Raw genomic sequence first — 22462 nt, 5'->3', positions numbered from 1 at the left:
TTTATTCACATTACTGACATATCGCCTTTGTAAGATGAGGGTATGGCTTTATTTTGATGTTTTTTTATACAGGTAAATTACATCAAACATTTTTAATTCTGCCAATGACAGTAATCACACTGTTTTGGTCTAAAACACTTTATGGAGTGGGTTGTGGGTAAGACATTTAGTTACGATGCGCTAGATGACGATTTTGTTGAAGATGAGTACGAAATGGTTGGGCGTAATCAGCACGACAAGAAAAAGCAAAAGGTAAAGAAAAAGTTGGAAGACTACCTTGAGCAAAAACGCTTACGAAAAAACTTAGGTGACGAAGACTTTGATGAGTACCTAAACGATTAAATTAAAATAAAGAGGCTTTTGCCTCTTTATTGCTTTTTATAAACCTAGCGCTTTAATTATGCTGTTTTCAATTGCTTCTGGTTTAGTAAAGGGTGCAAAACGTTTAATTGCTTCGCCATCTTTACCGATTAAAAACTTAGTGAAATTCCACTTTATTTTTCGCGTTATAAATCCTGGCAATTCAGATTTTAAATGCCTAAAGACAGGGTGAGCATGCTCGCCATTTACATCCACTTTGCTCATGATTTGAAAATCAACACCGTAATTTAGTAGGCAACCTTGCTTTATTTGTGTTGCATCTCCGGGTTCTTGTTTACCAAATTGATTGCAGGGAAAGCCAATAATAACCAAACCTTTTGAATAGTATTTTTCATGAAGGGTTTGCAGTCCTTCGTATTGAGGAGTAAAGCCACATTGGCTTGCGGTATTAACTATAAGCACAACTTTATCTTTGTAGTCATTAAATTCAACTTGTTGCCCTTGTAGGCTAGTTGCGCTGAGTTGGTAAAAATCTTTCATAATGAACGCTTATTATTGTTGTGGATTAAATTCTATCCCGAGTAGCTAAAGACTTAAAGAATAAAATTTAAGCATTGTTAAAGCTGACCAGCAAATGCTCTATTAAAAGTCTGACTCGGTAAGGCATTAAATCTTTACGCGGGTACACTAGCCATGAGGCATTATCACTGACTTGAAACTCATTAAGCAATGTAACTAATTTACCCGATGCAACATAAGGCTGCACAATATCGCTCGCTAAATGTGCAATCCCCAAACCTGCTAATGTTGCATTGAGCAGTGCTTGAGGGTGATTACTTCGCCAATTTCCGTTGACCTTTACTTCTTTGATATCACCGTCAAAACTGAATCGCCAACGTTTTTTCATCGCAACTAGGCAATTGTGATCAATCAGTTGTAAGGGGGTTTGTGGTGATGTATTGGCTGCTAGATATTCAGGGCTGGCTACTAAGGTCATTATTCGTGGACACAGAGGGCGGGCAATCAAATTGGAATCTTGCATACGGCCAAAGCGAATGGCTAAATCAAACCCTTCTTCAACTAAATCGACATTGCGATTGTTAAAGTCCATGTCTACTTCAACCTCAGGGTAGCGTTTTACAAATTCAACTATTTTAGGTGCCACTTTATTTGCGACAAACTCACCTGCACCAGTAATACGAATTAAGCCCTTGGGCTGCCTTTGCTCACCTTGTAGTTGAGTATTGGCATCGAGCAACTCTTGCTTGATAGCTTTGAGCTTTATTGCATACTCTCGCCCTGCATCAGTGAGGCTGATTTTGCGAGTGGTGCGTTGAAATAATACCGAGCCTAGGCGGTTTTCTAATTGCTGAACTTGTCGGCTTATATGTGAGGTTGACACTTCCATCGCCTTTGCTGCGTGAGTAAAGCTGCCATGTTCGACGACATGCAAAAACTCATCTAGACCTTGCCACATTATTTTATCTCAAAAGGTAAGTAATATACGTATATTGCATTAATTGTTGCAGCTGTGCAAAAGTGATTACCTAATTGTCGTCTTTAATTTAATGCTTAAATGCCTACAATGAATGAGTCAAATAATTTCGCTCAGCTAATTGGGCCTCTTCAAAGCAATGGAGCAAGCATGTTAAATTTTAGTTTTGCAAACCCGACCAAAATTCATTTTGGTGAACAACAAATCGCGAAAATTAAAAATGAAATCCCAGCAGGTGCCAACGTATTGGTGACTTATGGTGGTGGGAGTATTAAAAGTAATGGTGTATACGATCAGGTTGTTGAAGCACTCAATGAACATACTTGGTTTGAATTTGCAGGCATAGAGCCAAACCCAAGCTACCAAACATGTATGAAAGCCGTTAGCGTAGTAAAGGAAAAGCAAATTGATTTTATCCTCGCTGTGGGTGGTGGCTCAGTCATTGATGGCAGTAAATTTATAGCCGCAGCAGCAAATTATGATGGTGAACCCTGGGATATTCTGGCTAAAGGAGGGGCAATTAAGTCAGCTATTGCTCTGGGCGCAGTATTAACGTTACCGGCAACCGGTTCAGAATCAAACGGCAATAGTGTTGTTTCAAATCTTGAGAGTCACGATAAACTACCATTTGCTAGTCCATTAGTGTTGCCAAAATTCGCTGTACTTGATCCCGCAGTTACTTACTCATTACCAGAGCGCCAAGTTGCTAACGGTATTGTTGATGCTTTTGTGCATACTATGGAGCAATACCTAACATATGATGTGGGTGCTAAGTTACAAGACCGTTTTGCTGAAGGTATTTTAATGACGCTGATTGAAGAGGGCCCTAAAGCATTCAGCGAGCCTGATAATTACCAAGTGCGTGCAAATATTATGTGGTCAGCAACAATGGCGCTTAATGGTTTAATAGGTGCTGGTGTACCACAAGATTGGGCAACGCATATGCTGGGCCATGAAATGACCGCAGTATATGGCCTAGACCATGCACAAACACTTGCGATTGTGTTACCACGCATGATGGCTGAACAAAAACAAACAAAACGCGGTAAAATTTTACAGTATGCGGATCGTGTTTTAGGTTTGGACATCAGCGATGAAGAGCACGCAATTGAGCAAGCGATTGCTAAAACTGAAGCGTTTTTCCACAGTGTGAATATGCCAACACGCTTGAGTGACTATGAGCTTGGCGAAGAAGTTGCTGATAAAATTGTTGAGCAACTTGAACGTCATGGTATGACTGCTTTGGGTGAGAGAGAGCAAGTCACACTGGATAAGAGCCGTGCTATTTTATTAGCCAGCGTTTAACACGCGCTTAGTTTAATATCAAAAATAAGCCCATGCCCACCAGTGTTGTGTAGTAAATATTGTGTGTTTTATAGGCCACAATAATTGCGGCTATTGCGGCACTTAGGTATGGGTTTTGCCAATCTAGATTAATCCCTTCATCATTTACAAATACAATCGGCACCCAAATCGCCGTTAGCACAGCGGGAGCGCTAAAACTGAGAAATTGCTGCATTTTTGGGCCGACCTTAAATGGCAAAGCGCGGTGCAAAAATAAATAGCGTGTGAAAAATGTAATGCAAGCCATAAGTAAGATAGTAGTCATCATTGGCTGTGCTCCTGTTTTGTTTGTAAACGACTGACAATATAACCTACGGACATTGCAGTCAGAGCGGCAGCAACAAGCCATAACTCAAAATGCAGGCTTTTTAAAATGCTTGCAACAACACCCGCAGTAATTACTGTAAATAAGGTCGCAAGATTTTTAATGCCAGGTATCACTAAAGCAATAAAGGTTGCCGCGATAGCAAAATCTAACCCTAGGTTTGTTAAATCTGGTAATAAACTGCCTGCTACAATGCCAATTAGCGTCCATAAGTTCCATGCTATATAAAAACTAAACCCCGCACTAAGCGCATAAATTAAACGTGTTTTAGTTCGATAGGCTTTACGGTGATGAGAAAAAGCAAATAACTCGTCGGTAAGCACAAAGCTCACCGGTAACCGCCATCTTAACGGTTGATCAATCACTTTGTGACGCACAGCCAAACCATACAAAAAGTGACGAGAGCTAATTATGAAAGTGGTAAATAAAATGGTAAGCAGGGGAGTATTTCCCGCCATCAGTTCAATAGCAACTAATTGTGCAGAGCCTGCAAACACTAATAATGACATTGCTTGCGTTTCAAACGCACTAAAGCCATTTTGGATTGCCAATGAACCACATAATATTCCCCATGGGATCACCGCTAAACACAGCGGAAGCATATCTAAAAAGCCTTTTAATAGGGCGTACTTGGTATTTAATTTCATTGTTATTATATTTGCCACTCAATTAATACTTGTAGTCTGCCATAGATCAATTAACTATGAACAGCAAAGATGGTAACTTAGCAAAAGTTTAGTAATAGTTGTTTAAAGAGGTCATTATGGAGAAGCTTAAAGTGTGGGATGGCTTCATCCGCAGTTTTCATTGGTTGCTAGTTGTTGCAATTGCGACGCTTTACTTTAGTGCTGAAGAAGGCATGATGGAATTACACTTTATCGCCGGGTATTTCACATTAGCCTTGCTGTTAACTAGGTTTGTTTGGGGGGTCGTAGGTAGCCAAACTGCAAAGTTGAGCGCTCTACTGCATTCACCTATTGCTGCGATAAAGTCATTCAAGCTTGGTGATACTAAGCCAGGTCATGGAGCGGCCGGTAGTTATATGGTTATCGCATTTTTTATTTTAATTTTGACACAATTAATTAGCGGTTTGATGACCACAGATGATATTTTAACTGATGGGCCTTTAGTGCTATATGCCTCTAGTGACGTGGTTGAGTGGGCTGGTTGGGTTCATCATAATAACTTTGATCTGCTGTTTTATGCGATTATTTTACACGTTGCGGCTATTATTATTTATCGTATAAAAGGCAAGAAGCTAGTTAAAGCAATGATCACAGGTCGAGCTGAAAAGACACAATTAAGCGATGATGCTAATGTTGTTAAATCACCTTTGCTCGCTTTCATTATCTTTGTGATTTTGCTCATTGCGTTAATGGCAACGTGGGGAGCTGAACCATTAAGTTATTTGTTTAGTTGAGCAAAAAATCGAGAAAAAAACGGGGCCCTATTGGGCCCCGTTTTTGTAGAATGCATAATCTTAGTCTTTAAAAGACTTATGGCAATCTTTACAGCCTTTAGCCCACGGGCCAAACGCTTTTGCGATAAGCTTTTTGTCACCGGTTTGTGCAGCAACAGCTAATTCATCAGCGTATTGCTGAAATGAAGCTGCTTTTTTCATGAACGTTTCATTATCGCTCCAAATAGCAGGTAAAGCAGACGTATCGCCTTTATCTGTACCTGCGCCAAATGCTTCCCATGGCATCTTTGACAATGCAGCGGCGTTATTTGCACGGTATTTAAAGCGCTCTGCGTCAAACTCTACTTTGCCTTTTAGCATGTCACCCATGTCACCGATTTGTACGCGAATCATTGAGAATGCTGCTTGGCGATACTCAATGGCGTCGTTTGGGTCTTCAAATGTTGCGTTAGCTGATGCACCCAGTGTTAGGGTCGATAGTACCGCCCCTAAAAAAATATGTTTTAATTTCATTCCTTTTGCCCCTTTAGAGATAATATAAGCTGTATTGAAGTAGTTTTATCTTAGCTGTGATGATAATACAAGTGTATTGCGGTTAAACTTAATCGCGCTTTAACCGCTGTACTTTTATTAATTGTTGATGTCAGTTCTTAATCGTTAATATCAGCTCTTAATCATTAATATCAGCTCTTAATCATTAATATCAGCTCTTAATCATTAATATCAGCTCTTAATCATTAATATCAGTTCTTAATCATTAATATCAATGTCTGCAAATATCATTCCTCTTCGCATGCTGCGTGTGGCTAAGAATACTTCACCTAGTAACGACATAAATGCGCAAATCAACAGCGCCATAGCACCGACAAAGCAACTGCCAATAGTAACACCGAGATTAACAGCTTGAATATGCGATAAAAACAATAACATAACCACCGCGCATACTAGCACTGCACTTAAAACACTTAAGCTAAATGCGACATGTATACAACGAGAGCGTTTAAGTAAAGCTCTTAGCTCCGTGGTAAGGGATACATTAAATTCTTCGTCGATACTCACTTTTAATTTACGTTCAAGCTGCCTAGCACGGTCTGTTATGCGGGCTAAACGATTAGAAAGTACACCTAATGTGGCTGCAATACCCGTAATTAAAAAAACGGGCGCTACCGCAGTTTGTATTACTTTGGCCATTGTTAATATGTTAATAACTTCTGAGTTCATTTGTTTCCTTATATGGTACATTTAACAAGAGTTTGCTTTATTATTTACATTCTTTCACAATTTGTTTTTTTTGTTTATTTTCTTTTAAATCAGGTTCTTACTTTTGTGTGTGAAAGCATTGGCTCTGTGTTTGTAATTCATTTGTAACTGTGTTGTTGCCATTTTCTGTGTGGTAGTTTTATATTAGGCAACAGTATATGTTTATACTCACGGTAGACAACATAAAACATAACATATCCCAGGGGAAATCATGTCTAAGAATTTAATAAAAAGAACCGCAGTTGCAACAGCTGTCACCAGCGTACTTATTGCAGGTGCTGCAAACGCAAATTCAATTAACCAATCAGCACTAAAGCACCAAGGCTATACGCCAATTTCTCAAGCAGATGTCGCTGATAAAAAAGAGCCAACGTCTTTCCTTGTGGTATTAAAAGCAACCACAGCTGCAGATATGATGGAGCAAGGGACGTACAGTGTATCGAGTGCTCGTGCAAGCTATGACAACGTTCAAACTTTACAAAGCCAAGTTAAAGATGAGTTATTCACCCTTGACTCAAATGTAAAAATTCTTGGTGAAACTAAAATACTAGCGCCAACGCTTATTGTTCAAGCAAGTCCTGGTGCACTTGAAAAAATTAAAAACGACCCACGTGTAGACCGTGTTTTACCAATGTTTGATTACGATCTACATGTAGCTGCATCAGCAGATTACATTAAAGCGACTCCAGTAGTTACTGGCGGTATGTATACTGGTTCAACACAAAAAGTAGCCGTACTAGATACAGGTATTGATTATACTCACTCAATCTTTGGTGGTGCAGGTACCGTTGAAGCATACGAAGAAGCGCAGTCTGATCCAACTATGGTTACATGGCCACAAGGTCAGGTAATGGGCGGTTATGACTTTATGCGTGACGACGCGGATCCAATTGAAAATGACCCGGAAAATCCTACTGAAGCAGACGCACCAACAAGCCACGGTACATCGGTTTCTCACTCTGTAACGGGTATTGCGCCTAATGTAGAACTATATGTTTACTCTGTGTGTGGTGGCGGCTGTCCTGGTGCAGCGCAATCTGCAGCACTTGAAGCAGCAATGGATCCAAATGGTGATGGCGACACATCTGACCATGTAGATGTAATCAATATGTCTTTAGGTGGTGAATTTGGTGATACTTACATCGGTGGTGGTACACAGTTTTTAATTCAACAAGCTGTTGAAGCTGGCGTAAACGTTGTTATCTCAGCGGGTAATGACGGTGATCACCCGTTCCGTATTGGTGGTCCATCTACTACACCAAATGCACTTTCTGTAGGCGCGATGACGCACCCTGCGAATGACATTGGTGTTGCATCTGGTACAATTGCTGGTGAAGAAACAATAATTCAGCCTTCAGGTTTTGGTCCGCAAACAGCGTTTGAAATGTCAGAAGTTGACGCTGAAGTTGTTTACCCAGAAGCAAATCAAAATGGCTGTGAATCATTCGCTGATGAAATTGATTTCACAGGTAAAGCAGTGTTAATTGACCGTGGCGCATGTGCGTTTACTCAAAAAGTACTTAACGCTCAAGCACGTGGTGCTGCATTTGTATTTATCGCGAATAACACAGATGACGGTACACCAGCACCGATGGGTGGTTTTGATGCTGATGTTACGATTCGTAACGTAGGTATTAACTTTGCCGCAGGTGCAGCGATGAAAGCGCAGTTAGATGCTGGCAACGCAGCAACTTATAGCATCATGGTTGAGCGTAAAGTAACAGCCGGTGCAGTTGCTTCATTCTCATCACGTGGTCCATCAATGGATGGTTTATTAAAGCCTGAAATTACTGCGCCAGGTACCGATATTATGGTTGCAGCTACTGGCACGCAAGATGGTCTTGCTCCAGCTACAGGTACTTCGTTCTCAGGTCCAATCACTGCAGGTGCAGTAGCACTTGTTCGTGAAGCTCACCCAGACCGTAATGCGCTTGAAATCAAAGCGACGCTAATGAATGCTGCAGACCTTAACGTAACTGTAGACCCACTTACAATTAATCCAGATTCAGCGCTTGCGCCTATTAGCTTAATTGGTGCAGGTTTAGTTGATGTAGAAAAAGCGGTTAACCTACCTGTTGCTGCATGGGTTGTAGATGACGAGTACCAAACAGCACAAGCTGCATTGTCATTTGGTCTTGAACGTATGACTGAAATGAGCAGCTTCACTAAAACTGTTACATTGAAAAACTTCTCTGACGAAGATAAAACTTACGACCTTCGTATTGAAGAGCGCTTCATGAATGATGCTGATTCAGGCGCAGTAAGCTTTGATATCCCACGAAGTGTTACGGTTGCTGCAAACGAAGAAACAACATTTGAAGTAACAATGTCAGTTGATCCAACCATGTTGCATGACTGGACACTGGAAAACCCATTTGATGCTGATGATTTAGCAGCACGCAGCCCTTCATTAACGATGTCTGAATTTGATGGTGCATTAGTATTTGATGATACATCAACGACTGATACAGACCATGATTTACATGTTGTTTACCACGCACTGCCTAAAGCAGGCGCAGAGCTTGAGTTTGCTTTCGAAGAAGTTGATGGTGTAACTGAGCTAGTTGTTGAAAACGTAGGTGCAGTTGATGTTTCACCAATCGCTGAGCAAGTAGTTGCTAATAGCCCTCAAAACGATGAAGCTGACTTTGATATCTTAAGCACAACATTTGCTGCTTATGCTTCTGAAAATTGTGATTCAGGTGTATTTATCACCTCTTCAATCCAACTACGTGACGAAATCACTCATATGCGTCAAGTTGGTGTTCGCATGAACTTAGACACTGATAACGATGGTGTTTACGATCACTTCATGATGAACTTAAACGATGTAGGTCGTTCAGCTGCAATCCCAGGACGTAGCCGTACATTAATTGGTTCAATTGACGCTGATGGTAATGATGGATGGATGTGGGGCACACCTATGTTCCATGAAGCTGGTGAAAGTACAGTAACATTCTCTGGTTGTAGTGAGTTAATGGGCTTAAATGCAGATATGCTTGGCGGCCAAATTAACATCCAAGCTTCTGTAGGTTACCCTAGCTACCAAGCAGGTGTTTACTTTGAAACAGACTCGGCAGTAGGTTCAACAACCTTCACTGGTAACCCTAGCGTTTCAATGCTTGCAACTGATGGCAGTGGCGACAAGTTAGCTTCTCTAGCACCAGGTCAAAAAGCAGTAGTAGATTCAATGGGCGCATTTGCACTAACTTCACCTGCTGGAACGCAAGTTTATCTAACAGCGCCGCGTGATATCGCAGATGCTCCTAAAGTGCCTAATTTGGTAATTGAAGATTTTGCTATTGATGAGTCAGTCTTAGAAGGCGTAACTGTAGGAGCTATTGAGTTTGAAGATGAGACTGGTTTAGATATTGCTTACTTCGAAACGTTGAGCATGTCAGCGCCAGGCTTAATGGTTGATGAAGAAACTGGCCATATCATTGTTGAAGATATGGATGATCTTGATTCAGAAAGCGGTTTGACTGAAATCATGATCACTGTTAAAGCGGTAGATGTAATTGGTACTGAATCAGCGCCAGCAACATTCACTGTTACAATTAACAATGTGGCTGATGAAGCACCAGTAATTGCATCAGGTCAAAGTTTCAGCGTAATTGAGTCGGCTGAAGAAGGCACTGTGATTGGTCAACTTGACTTTGAGTTGTTTGAAAATGCAGCTACGATGATGAGCTCTGCAAGCGTATCTGGTACAGATGCGATTTCAGTAAATGAGCTAGGCGAACTAGTCGTTACTGGTAGTTTGAATCACTATGCAACGCCAACGATGGAAATGGAAATCACTATTACAGATGATACAGGTTTAGAGTCTGAAGCAGTACCTGTCATGTTGAACGTTGAAATTGACCCAATGTCTCATGCTCCTATGATTGAGATGAACCAACGTTTCAGAATCGACGAAAACGTTGCACTTGGTACAACGATTGGCATGCTTGATTTCTCTGACCCAGATGCTGATGTTTCTCCAGTTGAAAGCTTCATTGTTTCTGGTAGCTACCTAGTGTCAGTTAATCCAGACGGTACAATCGTAACTGCTGGTGAAATTGATTATGAATTTGACCGTGAAATTATCTTCAGTGTTCAAGCGGTAGATAGCAAAGGTTATGTATCTAAAGCTGTTAGTGTTGAAGTTGGCGTAAATAACTTACGTGCAAATGATGACGATGACAATGATGAGTCAGGTTCATTAGCTTGGTTAACACTACTTGCTGCACCATTTGCGTTTATGCGTCGTCGTAAACAAAAATAAATTACAGCACTAAAATTTAACTTTTAAAAATACCGCCAATTGGCGGTATTTTTTTTTGTACGAGAAGTTTTTGTAACATTTATTGTTTGTATGTTGTTTTTTTGTTTATTGCTGGTGTAGTATTCGGGACTGCCGTTCCTATATTGGAACAATAAATAACAATAATCTCGCCAGGGGAACTTATGTCTAACAAGTTAGTTACAAAAACCGCTTTATCGATTGCGGTATCATCAGCATTAATAGCTACATCAGTTAGTGCACAAACAACGAATGAAATTGCGGCATTAAATAATTTTGTCTCTTCTGCTTTGAGCCAAGCAGAGCATGTAAAACAAGAGCCTTCTGCTCATATGATTGTTTTAAGAGCTACAACAGCTGCAGATCTGATGGCACAAGGCACTTATCAAGCGGGAGATAGCAGAGCGTCAATCGCTCAAATTGAGCAAGTACAAACTCAGGTTAAATTAGAACTAAGCAGTTTCGACTTTGACGCAAAGGTAATAGGCGAAACAAAAGTATTAGCTCCAACATTAATTGTGCAAGCTAGCCAAAATGCATTACAAAAAATAGCGAAAGATCACCGAGTAGTAAAAGTTTTACCTATGTATGACTATGAGTTACATGTTGCTGCAAGTGCTGATTATCTAAACGCTTCACCATTGGTTAATAATGGTATTGTGACAGGTAAAGGTCAAAAGGTGGCGGTACTTGATACTGGTATTGATTACACTCATAAGGTTTTTGGCGGTGAAGGAACCGTTGAAGCATACGATGCAGCTCAAGCAGATCCAACGTCAGTGGCATGGCCGCAGGGCGTAGTGCAAGGCGGTTATGATTATATCCGCGATGACGCAGATCCAATTGAAAATGATCCCGAGACACCTACAGAAGCAGACGCACCAACAAGTCACGGTACATCAGTATCTCACTCTGTAACAGGTATTGCTCCAGAGGTTGAGCTATACGTGTACTCTGTTTGTGGTGGTGGTTGCCCAAGTGCAGCACAAGCTGCTGCTCTTGAGTCAGCAATGGACCCAAATGGTGATGGTGATATTTCAGACCGTGTTGACGTAGTAAATATGTCTTTAGGTGGTGAATTTGGTGGTACTTACACTGATGGTGGCGCGCAGTACTTGATTCAAAGAGCTGTTGACTTAGGTGTCAATGTTGTAATTTCTGCTGGTAATGATGGTGATCACCCATTTAGAATCGGTGGTCCATCAACGACTCCTAATGCATTATCAGTGGGGGCAATGACACACCCGACTTTAGAGCAAGATATTCTATTAGGTAGTGTCAATGGTGAGAATATCAATGTAGGCGCTGCAACTTTTGGCTTAACAGGTGAATTTACATTTAGCCATGAAGATGCAGAGCTTGTATACCCGGATGCAAATCAAAATGGTTGTGAAGCATTTGGTGAAGAGGTTGATTTTACAGGCAAAGCAGTCATTATTGACCGTGGTGGTTGTGGTTTCTCTGTTAAAGCGTTGAATGCCCAAAATAATGGAGCTGCATTTGTTGTTATAGCTAATAATGAACCTGGTGTCGCACCTGGTATGACCGGTAGTCCTGGCTCCGCTGAATTAGTAACAATTCGTACTATATCTGTTACACAAGAGGTTGGTTCACAACTGAAAGCTGCACTAGAAGTCGGTGAGCAGCCAAGGTATAGCTTTGAAGGCAAAGTTGATAATATTGCTGGAGGTGTTGCAACTTTCTCATCTCGTGGCCCATCTATGGATGGTTTGTTAAAACCTGAAATCACAGCTCCTGGAACCAGTATTATGGTTGCCGCTACAGGTACGCAAGATCAACTTGCTCCAGCATCGGGTACTTCTTTCTCAGGACCAATCACTGCTGGTGCTGTAGCCCTAGTACGTGAAGCTCACCCAGATCGTAATGCGTCAGAAATTAAAGCCACATTAATGAACTCGGCAAATTTAAATGTTACAAATGAGTCTCGTAATGCCAAGCCTGACAGTGAATTAGCGCCTATCAGCATGATTGGTGCAGGTTTAGTTGATGTTGAAAAAGCGGTGAGTTTACCTGTGGCTGCTTGGGTCAGTCACTCAGAGTACAATACTAACCAAGCGGCACTTTCATTTGGTCTTGAAAGTATGAGCGAGGTGACATCACTCACTAAAACCGTCACAGTTAAAAACTTTTCTACGCAAGAAAAAACATATAACTTACGAACTGAAGCACGCTACAGCAACGATGAAGACAGTAGCGCAATTAGTTGGGAGCTACCTAAGAATGTAACCGTTCCTGCAGGTCAGACAGTAGAGTTTGACGTAACTTTAACGGTTGATCCTAGTAAACTTCCTGCATGGGGACTTTCAAACCCGTTCTCTGCACAAGATATCGAAGAACGTAGTGGTGAGCTAACGCTTGTTGAGTTTGATGGTGCACTTGTATTTGACGATGTTGATGATTCTGAATCTGATCATGCTCTTCATGTTGTTTATCATGTATTACCTAAAGCGGCCTCATCACTAAATATAGCGGCAGAGGTTGTGGGTGATGAGATGCAACTTGTTGTTGAAAACACGGGTGCAACGACAGTATCTACACTGAGTGAAAATATTGTTGCGGTTGGTGAAGAGAAATCAGCTATTGAAGCGCCATTTAATATCTTATCTACAACATTTAATATTTTGCCTTTAGAAGCGTGTGAGTCAGGTATTTTAGTTACCTCTTCGATTCAGCTTCGTGATGAACTGACGCATGTGTTCCAAGCTGGATACCGCTTAGATATCGATACGAACAATGATGGTTTATATGATGTATTAATGCAAAACTACAATGATCGTGGTCGTAGAACAGCATCACCAGGTCGCTCACGTACAGTAATTGGCTCTATTGATGTAGATGGAAACGAAACGCTGCAATACGTAACCCCGCTGTACCATTCAGCAGGTGAAGACACCATTACATTCTCAGCATGTAGTAACATATTAGGCTTAACTGCCGATAACATCGGTGATACGTTAAATATTAAAGCATCAGTTGGTTATGCGAGTTACCAATCAGGCGTTTATTTTGAAACTGACAGCCTTGTGGGTAGCACGCCATTCAATCAAGTGCAACCTGTTGCATTAACCACAATGGATGGAAGCGACACCCCTGTTCGTTCTCTAGCGCCAGGCGAAAAAGCGATTGTTAACGCTACAGCACCGTTCGCTTTCACTGCGAATACATTGCAAGATGTTTTAGAGGTAGTGACAGCTGAAGATTTAGTGTTACCAAGCAGCACATTACCTGTACTTGAAAGCGCTGTTTTTGAAGTAGCTGAAAACTCAGAGAATGGTCATGTAATTGGTCAACTTAATGTGGTTGAATCAGACTTTGATTTTGAAGTCTCAGAGTATTATGTCCAATCACAAACGCACCAAGGGTTTGGTATTAATAACGACGGCCAAGTAACTGTTACTAATAGTGACCTTGTTGATTTTGAAACAGGCGCTCAGACGGCAGAGTTAGTTGTTGTGGCCATTGATATAAAAGGTCAAACATCAGAACCAGCTTTAATAACAATTAACATTACTAATGTTGCAGATGAAGCTGTTGAAGTAACGCCAGTTATCAATCCTGGGCAAGTATTTTCAATTGCTGAAAACGCGATGATTGCAACAGAAATTGCACAATTGAGCTTTACTGATCCAGATGATAGTTCAATCACTATGTTTACAATTGAAGGTAGTGATGCAATTACTATTGATAACACAGGTATGTTAAGAGTTTCACAAGCACTAAATTTTGAAGAGCAAAGCACCGTTGAACTAACGGTTGTGGCAATTGATGAAGACGCCAACCAGTCTGCTCCTGAGGTAGTAACGATTAATATCCTTGATGTTGCAGATGAAGGTGATGAAGTTACGCCTGTAGTTGAAGCTGGCCAAACCTTTAAAGTGCAAGAAAATACTGCTGTAGGCACCGTTATTGGTCAATTAAGAGCGGTTGATCCGGATACAGAGATGACACCAATTGAAAGTTTCTCTGTAGAAGGTCATGATGGTTTTGAAATTGATAGCTTAGGTCAAATTACTGTTAGTGGTGCAATCGATTTTGATATCGAGTCAGAAATCACACTAAAAGTGACCGCTGTAGATAGTGCTGGAAATACATCTGAGGCAGTTGATGTTGTTATCACTGTTACTGAGGATGCATTAGAAAATACACCTGTTGTTGAGCAAGGTCAGAGCTTTACAGTTGATGAAAATACACCTTTCGGTACAGTTATCGGTTCATTAAAATTTAGTGACCCAGATGCAGATACTTCACCTGTTACTAAGTTTATAGTTTCAGGAACCGATCGTGTAACCATTAATAATGCAGGTGAGCTTGTTGTTGCAGGTGAAATTGACTATGAGTACGAACGTATGTTTACGTTTAATGTTGTTGCAGTAGATTCTGCAGGTAATAGCTCAGAAGCTGCCATTGTTGAAGTTCGTGTTAAAAACGTTGTTGGTAGCGATGATGATGACAACGACGGTGATGCAGGTTCACTGGCTTGGTTATCACTATTAGTGGCACCATTTGCGTTTATGCGTCGTCGTAAACAAAAATAATTGCAAGCTAGAAAATTAGTTATGTTTTAAAAGGGAGCTTCGGCTCCCTTTTTACATTGCTTTACAAACATATATAGGTAAGTAAGCAAGATTTATATATATTAGCCTTGGTGGAAAAATAACAACATTTAGGGAAATTTATGAAACCAATACATTCTTTTGCACTGGCTGCATTATCCGTTGCCGTGCTTGCTAGTTGTAATAAAGCGCCAGAGCAGGGCTCACAATCAACTTCGATGACAGCCACCAGTGTTGCTACTCAAGCAGCTGTAAAAGCGCCTGTTGCAAAAAAAGTGCCTCATGAAATGACGATTCATGATGATACACGCATCGATAATTACTACTGGATGCGTGACGATGAGCGAAAAGAGCCAGCTGTAATAGCGCACCTAAACGCTGAAAATGCTTATACAGATCAGCAGCTCGCGCACACAACACAGTTACAATCAACGTTATTCGATGAGTTAAAAGGGCGCATTCAAAAAGATGATGACTCAGTGCCAACCAAGAACGGAAGCTATTATTACTCCTCGCAAACACGTGGTGATAATGAGTACCCAACTTATGTGCGTGCGAAGGATTCGAAGGGTACCGATCAAGAGGTTATCTTAGACGTTAATGAATTAGCGCAAGGCCACGATTACTATGCCGCAACGGGTTTAACAGTTAGCCCAAATGGGAACTTACTTGCATATGGTGAAGACACGGTAAGCCGCCGTATATATACAGTTTTAGTGAAAGACTTAACAACTGGGGAGTTATTAGAAGATAAGCTGGAAGGGACTGATGGTGATGTTGTTTGGGCGAACGACAATAAAACGTTTTATTACATTAAAAAAGATTTACAGACCTTATTAGGCTATCAAGTTTACCGTCATACACTTGGTACGCCGCAATCACAAGATGAGCTGATCTACGAAGAGACTAATACCAGTTATTACACTGGGCTTGGCAAGAGTAAAGATAAACAAGAAATTTATATTTGGCATGGAAGTACCAGTGCATCAGGTGTCTCAGTGATTGATGCCAATAACGTTAAAGCACAGCCCAAACGCTTGATTGAGCGTGAAGAAAACCTAGAATACGATATTGCTAAACACGGTGATTGGTATTACATCGTGACTAACCTAAATGCAGTAAACTTTCAGTTAATGAAGGTACATAAAGACAAAGCGAACGATAAAGCGAATTGGCAAACAGTTATTGCTGCGCGTGATGACGTGAAGTTAGAAGGTATAGATTTATTCGCAAACCACCTTGTTTATAAAGAGCGTGAAATGGGGCAATCTCGCTTAACTGTACGTAATTTAACATCGGGTGATGAGCAAACTTTGGGCTTTAACGATAGCAGTTATATGATTCATGCTTACGGCAATAATGAACTAGATAACCCTAGTTTACGTGTCTACTATGCAAGCATGACTACGCCTGGTACCTCTTATGATATTGATTTAAACAGCACAGAAAAGACCTTACTCAAACAGCAAAAAGTAGTGGGTGATTTTAATGCTGATAATTACGCATCAGAGCGCTTATTTATTACTGCCCGAGATGGCGTGAAAGTGCCAGTGAGCCTGGTTTATCGCAAAGATAAGTTTAAAAAAGATGGCACTAATCCATTATTACAATATGCGTATGGTTCATACGGTGCAACGATGGATCCTAGCTTCTCAAGCTCTCGTTTAAGTTTACTCGATCGTGGCTTTGTATTTGCTATAGCTCACATTCGTGGTTCACAAATGTTGGGTCGCCCTTGGTATGAAGACGGAAAGTTACTGAATAAAAAGAACACATTTAATGACTTTGTTGATGTCACCAAGGGGTTAGTAACTCAGCAATATGGTGACGAAAGTAAAATATTTGCCATGGGTGGCAGTGCAGGTGGCTTACTAATGGGCGCCGTGGCAAACCAAGCGCCTGAACTGTACCAAGGTATGGTTGCTGCAGTACCGTTTGTTGATGTTGTGACAACGATGCTTGATGCTAGTCTTCCACTTACAACCAATGAATACGGTGAATGGGGTAACCCAAACGAGAAAGTGTATTATGACTATATGTTGTCTTACTCACCTTATGATCAGGTAAGTAAACAAGCCTATCCAAATATGCTTGTAACTACGGGCTTGCATGATTCACAAGTGCAATATTTTGAACCGGCAAAGTGGGTTGCAAAGCTACGTGAGTATAAAACAGACAATAATAAGCTGCTATTCAAAATTGATATGGAAGCAGGGCATGGCGGAGCATCGGGGCGTTTTAAAAGCCTACAAGATACTGCGTTTAACTATGCGTTCATACTTGATTTAGCGGGTATTAAGCAATAGTCAAAACTGTTATCAGTAAAGGCGTGATTTAAGTCACGCCTTTATTTTTTGCGTTAAGTTAAACCTAAACTGCGTACCCTTTCCGAGTTCACTATGTACATTAATTTCACTGTCCATAAGTTTGAGTAACCCTCTGCAAATAGCAACATCATGAAAGCCTCACAAAGTTATCACTTTTTTATCACAAGATTACCAGCTCACTTTTTGCAGCGAATTAGGGTCTTCACCGATTAGTGTTTTTACGACGTGGTTATTCTCATCCAACAGGATTAGACGAGGAACTCCTTTATTCGCGTATTGGTTGTAGATTGCGCGCTGAGGGTCAGCAATGAGTGGGTAAGCAATATTATAGTCTTGTTTAAACTGCATAAGTGTTGCCGCGTTTTCCTCTCGCCCAATAGCAATGATCTGCAATTGTGGATCTTGACTCAGAGGAGACTGTTGAAGCTGTTTAATAAGGCGTTGTGAGTCTGAGCACCAAGTGGCAAAAAGTATCACTAACTTCTTCTTTTCAACAAGGTTTACGTCGTTGTTATAAATATCTATAAAATGAGTTTGTGTTAAATTATCGCCTATTTTTAAGTAGGTCTCATAGCCTTTATGGGTAGTTAGGATAGGCTGCGACGTTGACGTGCTGCTAGTCTGTGAGCATGCCGATAATCCGACCAGTGAAATACATATAGTTGCTATACGCATCATGTAAGCTGTCATTACTAAATTCCTTTTTAGGGTGAGTGATTTATAGACATTATGCCCTAAAACGGTCACTATAAACAAAAAAAAGGAGATGGTAATGGAAGAAAATCAAAAGGTTGAGCCTGTACAGGCAGATAAAGAACAGCGTACATGGGCGATGCTTTGTCACCTAAGCGCACTGGCAGGCTTTATTATACCAATGGGCAGTGTTATTGGGCCGCTTATTGTATGGTTAATTAAAAAAGAAGATATGCCACTTGTCGCAGAACATGGTCGTAAGTCGCTTAACTTTCAAATCACGATGTTAATTGCTTACATCATATGTTTTATATTAATGATTGTCGCAATTGGCGCTATTTTATTACCGATAGTGGCCATATTCTCATTTATTATGGTGGTAATTGGCGCGATAAAAACCAATGATGGGAAACCATTTAGCTACCCATTTAGTATAAATTTGATAAAATAAGCAACGAAAATTTTACGTAAAGCCCAGCGATATGCTGGGTTTTTTATATGTATCACTTAAGGCTTCAATGGCTTATTTAACATTATTTTTTACTGCATTTATATCGGCTACCTTATTACCTAGCTCATCTGAAATAGTACTTACGGCTATGATCACTAAAGGCGACTACGTACTCTGGCTATTATGGGTAAGTGCAACGATAGGGAATGTATTGGGCAGTTGTGTTAATTATTGGCTAGGCACACAAGTGATGCGCTTTAAAGACCGCAAATGGTTCCCTGTTTCTCCGCAGGGGATTAAGAAGGCGCAAACTCGCTTTCAAAAATATGGCGTCTACAGCTTGTTATTTGCATGGTTGCCAATCATTGGTGACCCTCTGACTGTAGTTGGGGGAATTTTTAAGGTGCGCTGGTGGACTTTTTTATGGTTAGTTACCTTGGGCAAAGGAGCACGCTATTTGGTGGTGCTGGCCTTTGCCGTAGGGTTAGATAACCTGCTTTAAGATTTTTTCCAATCAAGAGTGAGAGATACAGAGTCGGCAAAGCGTAACGCATGTGGTTTATCTACACGTGCTTTTGCGTAGTTAACACTACTATGGCTGTGACACACGGAGAGTATTTCTGCTACTAGTTTTTCCAATAACAAAAAATGTCCATTTTCAACAATGCTTATTACTTGCTTAGTAATTGTTTTGTAGTTTAACGCTTGTTCTACTTCATCGGTTTCGCAGGCTTGATCAGCTGGATAATGAATTTCTAGGTTGATCACCACATCTTGCTTTTTTTCGCGTTCTTCTGGGTTAAAGCCAATAAAAGTACGCAATCTCAGGTTAGTTACATTAATAATCGCATTAGCCATTCGTTAGCCTTTAATCAATTGTAGAAACTCGTTACGGGTTTTAGGATCAGCTCTAAAGTTACCCAGCATAACTGAAGTGCGCATGCTTGAATTTTGCTTTTCTACACCACGCATCATCATACACATGTGTTTAGCCTCAACAATAACGCCAACTCCTTTAGCGCCTGTTACTTCTTCCACTGCTTTTGCAATTTGATGAGTGAGTTGCTCCTGTATTTGAAAGCGGCGAGAAAACATATCCACGATGCGTGCAAACTTAGATAATCCAAGCACTTTACCATTTGGTATGTAGGCAATGTGGCAGCGCCCAACAAACGGTAATAAATGGTGTTCACACATAGAGTAAAGCTCAATGTCTTGAATTAACACCATATCGTCGGCATCTGAGGAAAACACCGCATTGTTTGTTATTTCTTCCAGCGTTTCACGGTAGCCTTTGGTTAAATACTCCATCGCTTTCGCTGCGCGCTTTGGTGTGTCGAGTAGGCCTTCACGTTGTGGATCTTCACCTACGGCACTGATAATTTCTTGGTAGCTATTTTTTAGTTCGTTGTGCATAAAGTTCTCAATTTTAATTCGTTATTTTAAATGTCTGCCGCCATCGACAGGTAATGTACGCCCCGTGATGTACTGACTTTTCAGTAGCAGATCGATGCTATTAATTATTTCTTCACAGCCAGGCTCTATACCCATTAATGACTTTTTAAGGGTTTTGGCGCGGTAAAATTCATCATCGTCTTGGTTAAAAATAATCAATGACGGAGCAATCGAATTTACTTTAATGCGTGGAGCATACTTGGCTGAAAACGACTTTGTTAAATTATCTAAAGCCGCTTTACTTGCAGCGTAGGCAAGGTGCTTTGGACTACCTGTCTCTACTACATAATCAGTTAGGTGAATTATATCTGCAGGGGTTTGGGCTAACCGTTGGTGTTCCAATAAAAGTGGCGCGCAATTTAAATTAATTAAATAAGGTGCTTTGGCATGGATGCGCATCATATTATCAAATAAGTCAGCACTGTCTGGATTATTGGCTTCGCAATCCCAGCTTGAGGCATTATGTATAATGGCTTGTAACGACTCTGTGTGGCTTTTTAATGTTGTGATGAAATCAAATATTGCTTCATTACTTTTAAAATCTGCGGGCAAACATGTCACTCCCAATGATTCTAATTCATCGATTGAGCTGTGGCGTGTGCGGTAAGTAATAATTACTTTTTGCCCTGCGTTGCGCAGGTGTTTTGCGAGCGCTAAGCCTATACGTTGGCCTGCGCCAGTTATCAAAATCGGCGATGTCATAAATGTGGCAGCTCTCTACTAAACACGATGTTTTAATTCTAGTCACTATAAACTAAATTACAGTAATATTTCACCTATAGTCTCATAGGCTTATACAATTTTTTACGAATTAACGAGTTTATTCGATCAATGTATTGAGCACTAACACTATAGCCATGCTTTATTAGCTGGCGCTTATTATGCTCGGTACATATGTATAAAATGAGAGGTGGGCAATTAATTGCACTTTTATTGCTTTTAATTACCCTTGAGGTAGTGTTCACTTTTTATGAGCTATTACAATATCAAAGTTAATCGTAGACTGTTGGAATTGCTTGGCGCTTATGCTGCGTTCGCAGGTAAATCGCAATTAGTTTTTCACTGACTTCGTCGCTCACTGGCTTGCCTTCTAAAAAATCATCGATTTGTTCGTAGCTCAGGCCAAGCGCCTCTTCATCTGTTAAGCCAGGGCGGTCGCATTCTAAGTCGGCCGTGGGGGCTTTTGTGACTAATAGCTCTGGAGCACCGAGCTCTTTAGCAAGCGCTCTTACTTGGCGTTTTGATAGTCCAAACAAAGGAGCTAGATCGCAGGCACCATCACCAAATTTTGTGTAAAAGCCGGTAATGTTTTCAGCACTATGATCCGTTCCAACAACCAAGCCTTGGGTAAAGCCAGCAATTTCGTATTGGGCTATCATGCGTTGGCGTGCTTTTACATTACCTTTGATGAAGTCTATTTGGGATTGTTCAGGTAAGGTTTCACCACAGCCTACAATCGCTGCAAGAGCTTGCTCATGCATGCCATCTGCTGCTGGCTTGATGTTTACCGCTAAGCGTTTGGTTGGCTGAATGAAATCAACAGCAAGTTGTGCTTCGTCCTCATCAGCTTGTACTCCGTAAGGCAAGCGCACTGCGATAAATTGGTATTTATCAGTGTTTTGTTCTTCATTTAATTGGTTAACTGCAAGCTGACATAAGCGACCGCAGGTTGAAGAGTCAACGCCACCACTAATGCCAAGTACCAAAGAGCGCGAATGTGCCGCGACGAGTCGATTTTTGATAAAATCAACGCGACGGTTAATTTCATTTTTTATATCTATATTCGGCTGTACTTTCATTTCAGCGACGATGTCGGCACGCATTTAGAGCTCCTAATTAGTTTTGGGTTGTCATGGCTATTATGTTATTCATAGCGGCTAATTTAAAGTCCTAAGTGTTGCTTAATTTTTTCAACTTCGGCTTTTAAGTCATTAATTTCTGCAAGTAGCTCATTGATTTCGGTTACTTTGAGCTGTGGTTGTTCAGGCTCACTCGCTGTGGTTAAGGCCGTTATATCCGCATCTGTGAATAAATGACTGTAGCGGCTTTCTCTTTTACCAGCTTCTCGAGAGTGTTTTATGACGTAGTCTTTTTCAATAAGACCGTTTAGCGCGGTTTCAACGTCTGTAACATTTGCAAATTCGGCCAAGCGATTACTGCGAGTTCTTAATTCGCCCGGGGTTTGTGGCCCGCGTAATAACAAAATACATATAATTGCGCGTTGTTGCTCGCTAAATTGCAAACTACTAAACTCGGTATTACAAAAGCGATGCGCATATTTATTAACGCGGCCTGATAAACCTTCGTCTAATGTTACTAACCGTGATGCAACAAGTTCATCTACTGTGTCTTGTACTTGCGCTTCGGATAAAGTGAACACAGGCTCTCGGTTAGATTTTTGATTGCATGCATTTGTTAGGCTATTGAGTGAGAGCGGATAGTGCTCAGGTGTTGTACTCTGCTTCTCTAACAAACAGCCAATTACACGTTGCTGATGAGTTGTTAATTGCAT

20 protein-coding genes are annotated in these 22462 nt (G+C 40.8%); 8 read left to right on the top strand and 12 right to left on the bottom strand.

All coding sequences use genetic code 11. The features are described from left to right. The first annotated feature begins 153 nt into the window (after window positions 1-153). On the top strand, window positions 154-342 hold the full coding sequence (locus tag ACHUE3_RS15275) for a PA3496 family putative envelope integrity protein (RefSeq protein ID WP_082665493.1): 189 nt from the start codon (window positions 154-156) through the stop codon (window positions 340-342). Between the two features lie 36 nt (window positions 343-378). Here the strand turns inward: ACHUE3_RS15275 and ACHUE3_RS15270 are convergent, their stop codons facing one another. Together ACHUE3_RS15270 and ACHUE3_RS15265 are read right to left on the bottom strand one after the other, a co-directional pair. Continuing rightward, the gene (locus ACHUE3_RS15270; RefSeq protein WP_394193225.1) at window positions 379-861 is read right to left on the bottom strand and encodes a glutathione peroxidase; all 483 of its coding nucleotides are present in this window, start codon (window positions 859-861) and stop codon (window positions 379-381) included. 67 nt (window positions 862-928) lie between these two features. Then, entirely contained in the window at window positions 929-1798 is an 870-nt protein-coding gene (locus ACHUE3_RS15265) for a LysR family transcriptional regulator (RefSeq protein WP_394193224.1), read from the bottom strand. A 168-nt stretch (window positions 1799-1966) separates the two neighbouring features. Here ACHUE3_RS15265 and ACHUE3_RS15260 point away from each other — a divergent pair, with 168 nt between their 5' ends. Next, a complete protein-coding gene (locus tag ACHUE3_RS15260; protein ID WP_394193223.1) occupies window positions 1967-3121 on the top strand; it encodes an iron-containing alcohol dehydrogenase in 1155 nt (384 codons plus the stop codon). A 7-nt stretch (window positions 3122-3128) separates the two neighbouring features. Here the strand turns inward: ACHUE3_RS15260 and ACHUE3_RS15255 are convergent, their stop codons facing one another. Further along, the gene (locus ACHUE3_RS15255; RefSeq protein ID WP_394193222.1) at window positions 3129-3428 is read right to left on the bottom strand and encodes an AzlD domain-containing protein; all 300 of its coding nucleotides are present in this window, start codon (window positions 3426-3428) and stop codon (window positions 3129-3131) included. Next, a complete protein-coding gene (locus ACHUE3_RS15250; protein ID WP_394193221.1) occupies window positions 3425-4132 on the bottom strand; it encodes an AzlC family ABC transporter permease in 708 nt (235 codons plus the stop codon). Before ACHUE3_RS15250 ends, ACHUE3_RS15255 begins: the two co-directional genes overlap by 4 nt. 116 nt (window positions 4133-4248) lie before the next feature. Here ACHUE3_RS15250 and ACHUE3_RS15245 point away from each other — a divergent pair, with 116 nt between their 5' ends. Further along, window positions 4249-4905 carry a cytochrome b/b6 domain-containing protein gene (locus tag ACHUE3_RS15245; protein ID WP_394193220.1) on the top strand — a complete coding sequence of 219 codons (657 nt, stop codon included), beginning with the start codon at window positions 4249-4251 and terminating at the stop codon, window positions 4903-4905. Between the two features lie 60 nt (window positions 4906-4965). Here ACHUE3_RS15245 and ACHUE3_RS15240 read toward each other — a convergent pair whose 3' ends face one another. Together ACHUE3_RS15240 and ACHUE3_RS15235 are read right to left on the bottom strand one after the other, a co-directional pair. Then, the gene (locus ACHUE3_RS15240; RefSeq protein ID WP_394193219.1) at window positions 4966-5418 is read right to left on the bottom strand and encodes a c-type cytochrome; all 453 of its coding nucleotides are present in this window, start codon (window positions 5416-5418) and stop codon (window positions 4966-4968) included. Between the two features lie 237 nt (window positions 5419-5655). Further along, window positions 5656-6126: a DUF2721 domain-containing protein gene (locus tag ACHUE3_RS15235; protein WP_394193218.1), complete on the bottom strand. Its 471-nt coding sequence runs from the start codon at window positions 6124-6126 to the stop codon at window positions 5656-5658. 250 nt (window positions 6127-6376) lie between these two features. Here ACHUE3_RS15235 and ACHUE3_RS15230 point away from each other — a divergent pair, with 250 nt between their 5' ends. The 3 genes from ACHUE3_RS15230 (at window position 6377) to ACHUE3_RS15220 (ending at window position 17330) form a co-directional block, all read left to right on the top strand. Continuing rightward, window positions 6377-10432: a S8 family serine peptidase gene (locus ACHUE3_RS15230; RefSeq protein WP_394193217.1), complete on the top strand. Its 4056-nt coding sequence runs from the start codon at window positions 6377-6379 to the stop codon at window positions 10430-10432. A gap of 182 nt (window positions 10433-10614) precedes the next feature. Continuing rightward, the gene (locus ACHUE3_RS15225; protein WP_394193216.1) at window positions 10615-15006 is read left to right on the top strand and encodes a S8 family serine peptidase; all 4392 of its coding nucleotides are present in this window, start codon (window positions 10615-10617) and stop codon (window positions 15004-15006) included. Between the two features lie 140 nt (window positions 15007-15146). Then, window positions 15147-17330: a S9 family peptidase gene (locus tag ACHUE3_RS15220; protein ID WP_394193215.1), complete on the top strand. Its 2184-nt coding sequence runs from the start codon at window positions 15147-15149 to the stop codon at window positions 17328-17330. Window positions 17331-17519: 189 nt separating this feature from the next. Here the strand turns inward: ACHUE3_RS15220 and ACHUE3_RS15215 are convergent, their stop codons facing one another. Continuing rightward, a complete protein-coding gene (locus ACHUE3_RS15215) occupies window positions 17520-18041 on the bottom strand; it encodes a TlpA family protein disulfide reductase (RefSeq protein ID WP_394193214.1) in 522 nt (173 codons plus the stop codon). Window positions 18042-18123: 82 nt separating this feature from the next. Here ACHUE3_RS15215 and ACHUE3_RS15210 point away from each other — a divergent pair, with 82 nt between their 5' ends. Both ACHUE3_RS15210 and ACHUE3_RS15205 read left to right on the top strand, forming a co-directional pair. Continuing rightward, window positions 18124-18495, top strand: a complete 372-nt coding sequence (locus ACHUE3_RS15210) for a DUF4870 domain-containing protein (RefSeq protein WP_394193213.1) — start codon at window positions 18124-18126, stop codon at window positions 18493-18495. Window positions 18496-18562: 67 nt separating this feature from the next. After that, window positions 18563-18997, top strand: coding sequence for a YqaA family protein (locus ACHUE3_RS15205; protein ID WP_394193212.1), 435 nt, complete (start codon window positions 18563-18565; stop codon window positions 18995-18997). Here ACHUE3_RS15205 and folX read toward each other — a convergent pair. The 5 genes from folX to ACHUE3_RS15180 all read right to left on the bottom strand — a co-directional run bounded on the left by folX (window position 18994) and on the right by ACHUE3_RS15180 (window position 22462). Further along, complete coding sequence (gene folX / locus ACHUE3_RS15200; RefSeq protein WP_394193211.1) at window positions 18994-19353, bottom strand: dihydroneopterin triphosphate 2'-epimerase; 360 nt, start codon at window positions 19351-19353, stop codon at window positions 18994-18996. The genes ACHUE3_RS15205 and folX overlap by 4 nt on opposite strands. A gap of 3 nt (window positions 19354-19356) precedes the next feature. Next, window positions 19357-19911: a GTP cyclohydrolase I FolE gene (gene folE / locus ACHUE3_RS15195; protein WP_099295229.1), complete on the bottom strand. Its 555-nt coding sequence runs from the start codon at window positions 19909-19911 to the stop codon at window positions 19357-19359. Between the two features lie 21 nt (window positions 19912-19932). Then, complete coding sequence (folM, locus tag ACHUE3_RS15190) at window positions 19933-20652, bottom strand: dihydromonapterin reductase (RefSeq protein ID WP_394193210.1); 720 nt, start codon at window positions 20650-20652, stop codon at window positions 19933-19935. 290 nt (window positions 20653-20942) lie between these two features. Further along, window positions 20943-21773, bottom strand: a complete 831-nt coding sequence (nadE, locus tag ACHUE3_RS15185; protein ID WP_394193209.1) for an ammonia-dependent NAD(+) synthetase — start codon at window positions 21771-21773, stop codon at window positions 20943-20945. 59 nt (window positions 21774-21832) lie between these two features. Continuing rightward, a complete protein-coding gene (locus ACHUE3_RS15180; RefSeq protein ID WP_394193208.1) occupies window positions 21833-22462 on the bottom strand; it encodes a YceH family protein in 630 nt (209 codons plus the stop codon).

It is taken from the genome of Pseudoalteromonas atlantica (genome assembly GCF_043641955.1).
GTDB lineage: Bacteria > Pseudomonadota > Gammaproteobacteria > Enterobacterales > Alteromonadaceae > Pseudoalteromonas > Pseudoalteromonas atlantica_A.
Note: the sequence above shows the minus strand (reverse complement) of the source record. Positions and strands in the feature narration are given on the sequence as shown.

Coding starts and splice junctions, on each gene's coding strand:
- folX (WP_394193211.1), bottom strand. CDS start 19,353: ATGGCTAATGCGATTATTAATGTAACTAACCTGAGATTGCGTACTTTT.
- ACHUE3_RS15255 (WP_394193222.1), bottom strand. CDS start 3,428: ATGATGACTACTATCTTACTTATGGCTTGCATTACATTTTTCACACGC.
- ACHUE3_RS15240 (WP_394193219.1), bottom strand. CDS start 5,418: ATGAAATTAAAACATATTTTTTTAGGGGCGGTACTATCGACCCTAACA.
- nadE (WP_394193209.1), bottom strand. CDS start 21,773: ATGCGTGCCGACATCGTCGCTGAAATGAAAGTACAGCCGAATATAGAT.
- ACHUE3_RS15265 (WP_394193224.1), bottom strand. CDS start 1,798: ATGTGGCAAGGTCTAGATGAGTTTTTGCATGTCGTCGAACATGGCAGC.
- folM (WP_394193210.1), bottom strand. CDS start 20,652: ATGACATCGCCGATTTTGATAACTGGCGCAGGCCAACGTATAGGCTTA.
- ACHUE3_RS15215 (WP_394193214.1), bottom strand. CDS start 18,041: ATGACAGCTTACATGATGCGTATAGCAACTATATGTATTTCACTGGTC.
- ACHUE3_RS15210 (WP_394193213.1), top strand. CDS start 18,124: ATGGAAGAAAATCAAAAGGTTGAGCCTGTACAGGCAGATAAAGAACAG.
- ACHUE3_RS15270 (WP_394193225.1), bottom strand. CDS start 861: ATGAAAGATTTTTACCAACTCAGCGCAACTAGCCTACAAGGGCAACAA.
- ACHUE3_RS15205 (WP_394193212.1), top strand. CDS start 18,563: ATGGCTTATTTAACATTATTTTTTACTGCATTTATATCGGCTACCTTA.
- ACHUE3_RS15180 (WP_394193208.1), bottom strand. CDS start 22,462: ATGCAATTAACAACTCATCAGCAACGTGTAATTGGCTGTTTGTTAGAG.
- ACHUE3_RS15260 (WP_394193223.1), top strand. CDS start 1,967: ATGTTAAATTTTAGTTTTGCAAACCCGACCAAAATTCATTTTGGTGAA.
- ACHUE3_RS15220 (WP_394193215.1), top strand. CDS start 15,147: ATGAAACCAATACATTCTTTTGCACTGGCTGCATTATCCGTTGCCGTG.
- folE (WP_099295229.1), bottom strand. CDS start 19,911: ATGCACAACGAACTAAAAAATAGCTACCAAGAAATTATCAGTGCCGTA.
- ACHUE3_RS15230 (WP_394193217.1), top strand. CDS start 6,377: ATGTCTAAGAATTTAATAAAAAGAACCGCAGTTGCAACAGCTGTCACC.
- ACHUE3_RS15235 (WP_394193218.1), bottom strand. CDS start 6,126: ATGAACTCAGAAGTTATTAACATATTAACAATGGCCAAAGTAATACAA.
- ACHUE3_RS15225 (WP_394193216.1), top strand. CDS start 10,615: ATGTCTAACAAGTTAGTTACAAAAACCGCTTTATCGATTGCGGTATCA.
- ACHUE3_RS15250 (WP_394193221.1), bottom strand. CDS start 4,132: ATGAAATTAAATACCAAGTACGCCCTATTAAAAGGCTTTTTAGATATG.
- ACHUE3_RS15245 (WP_394193220.1), top strand. CDS start 4,249: ATGGAGAAGCTTAAAGTGTGGGATGGCTTCATCCGCAGTTTTCATTGG.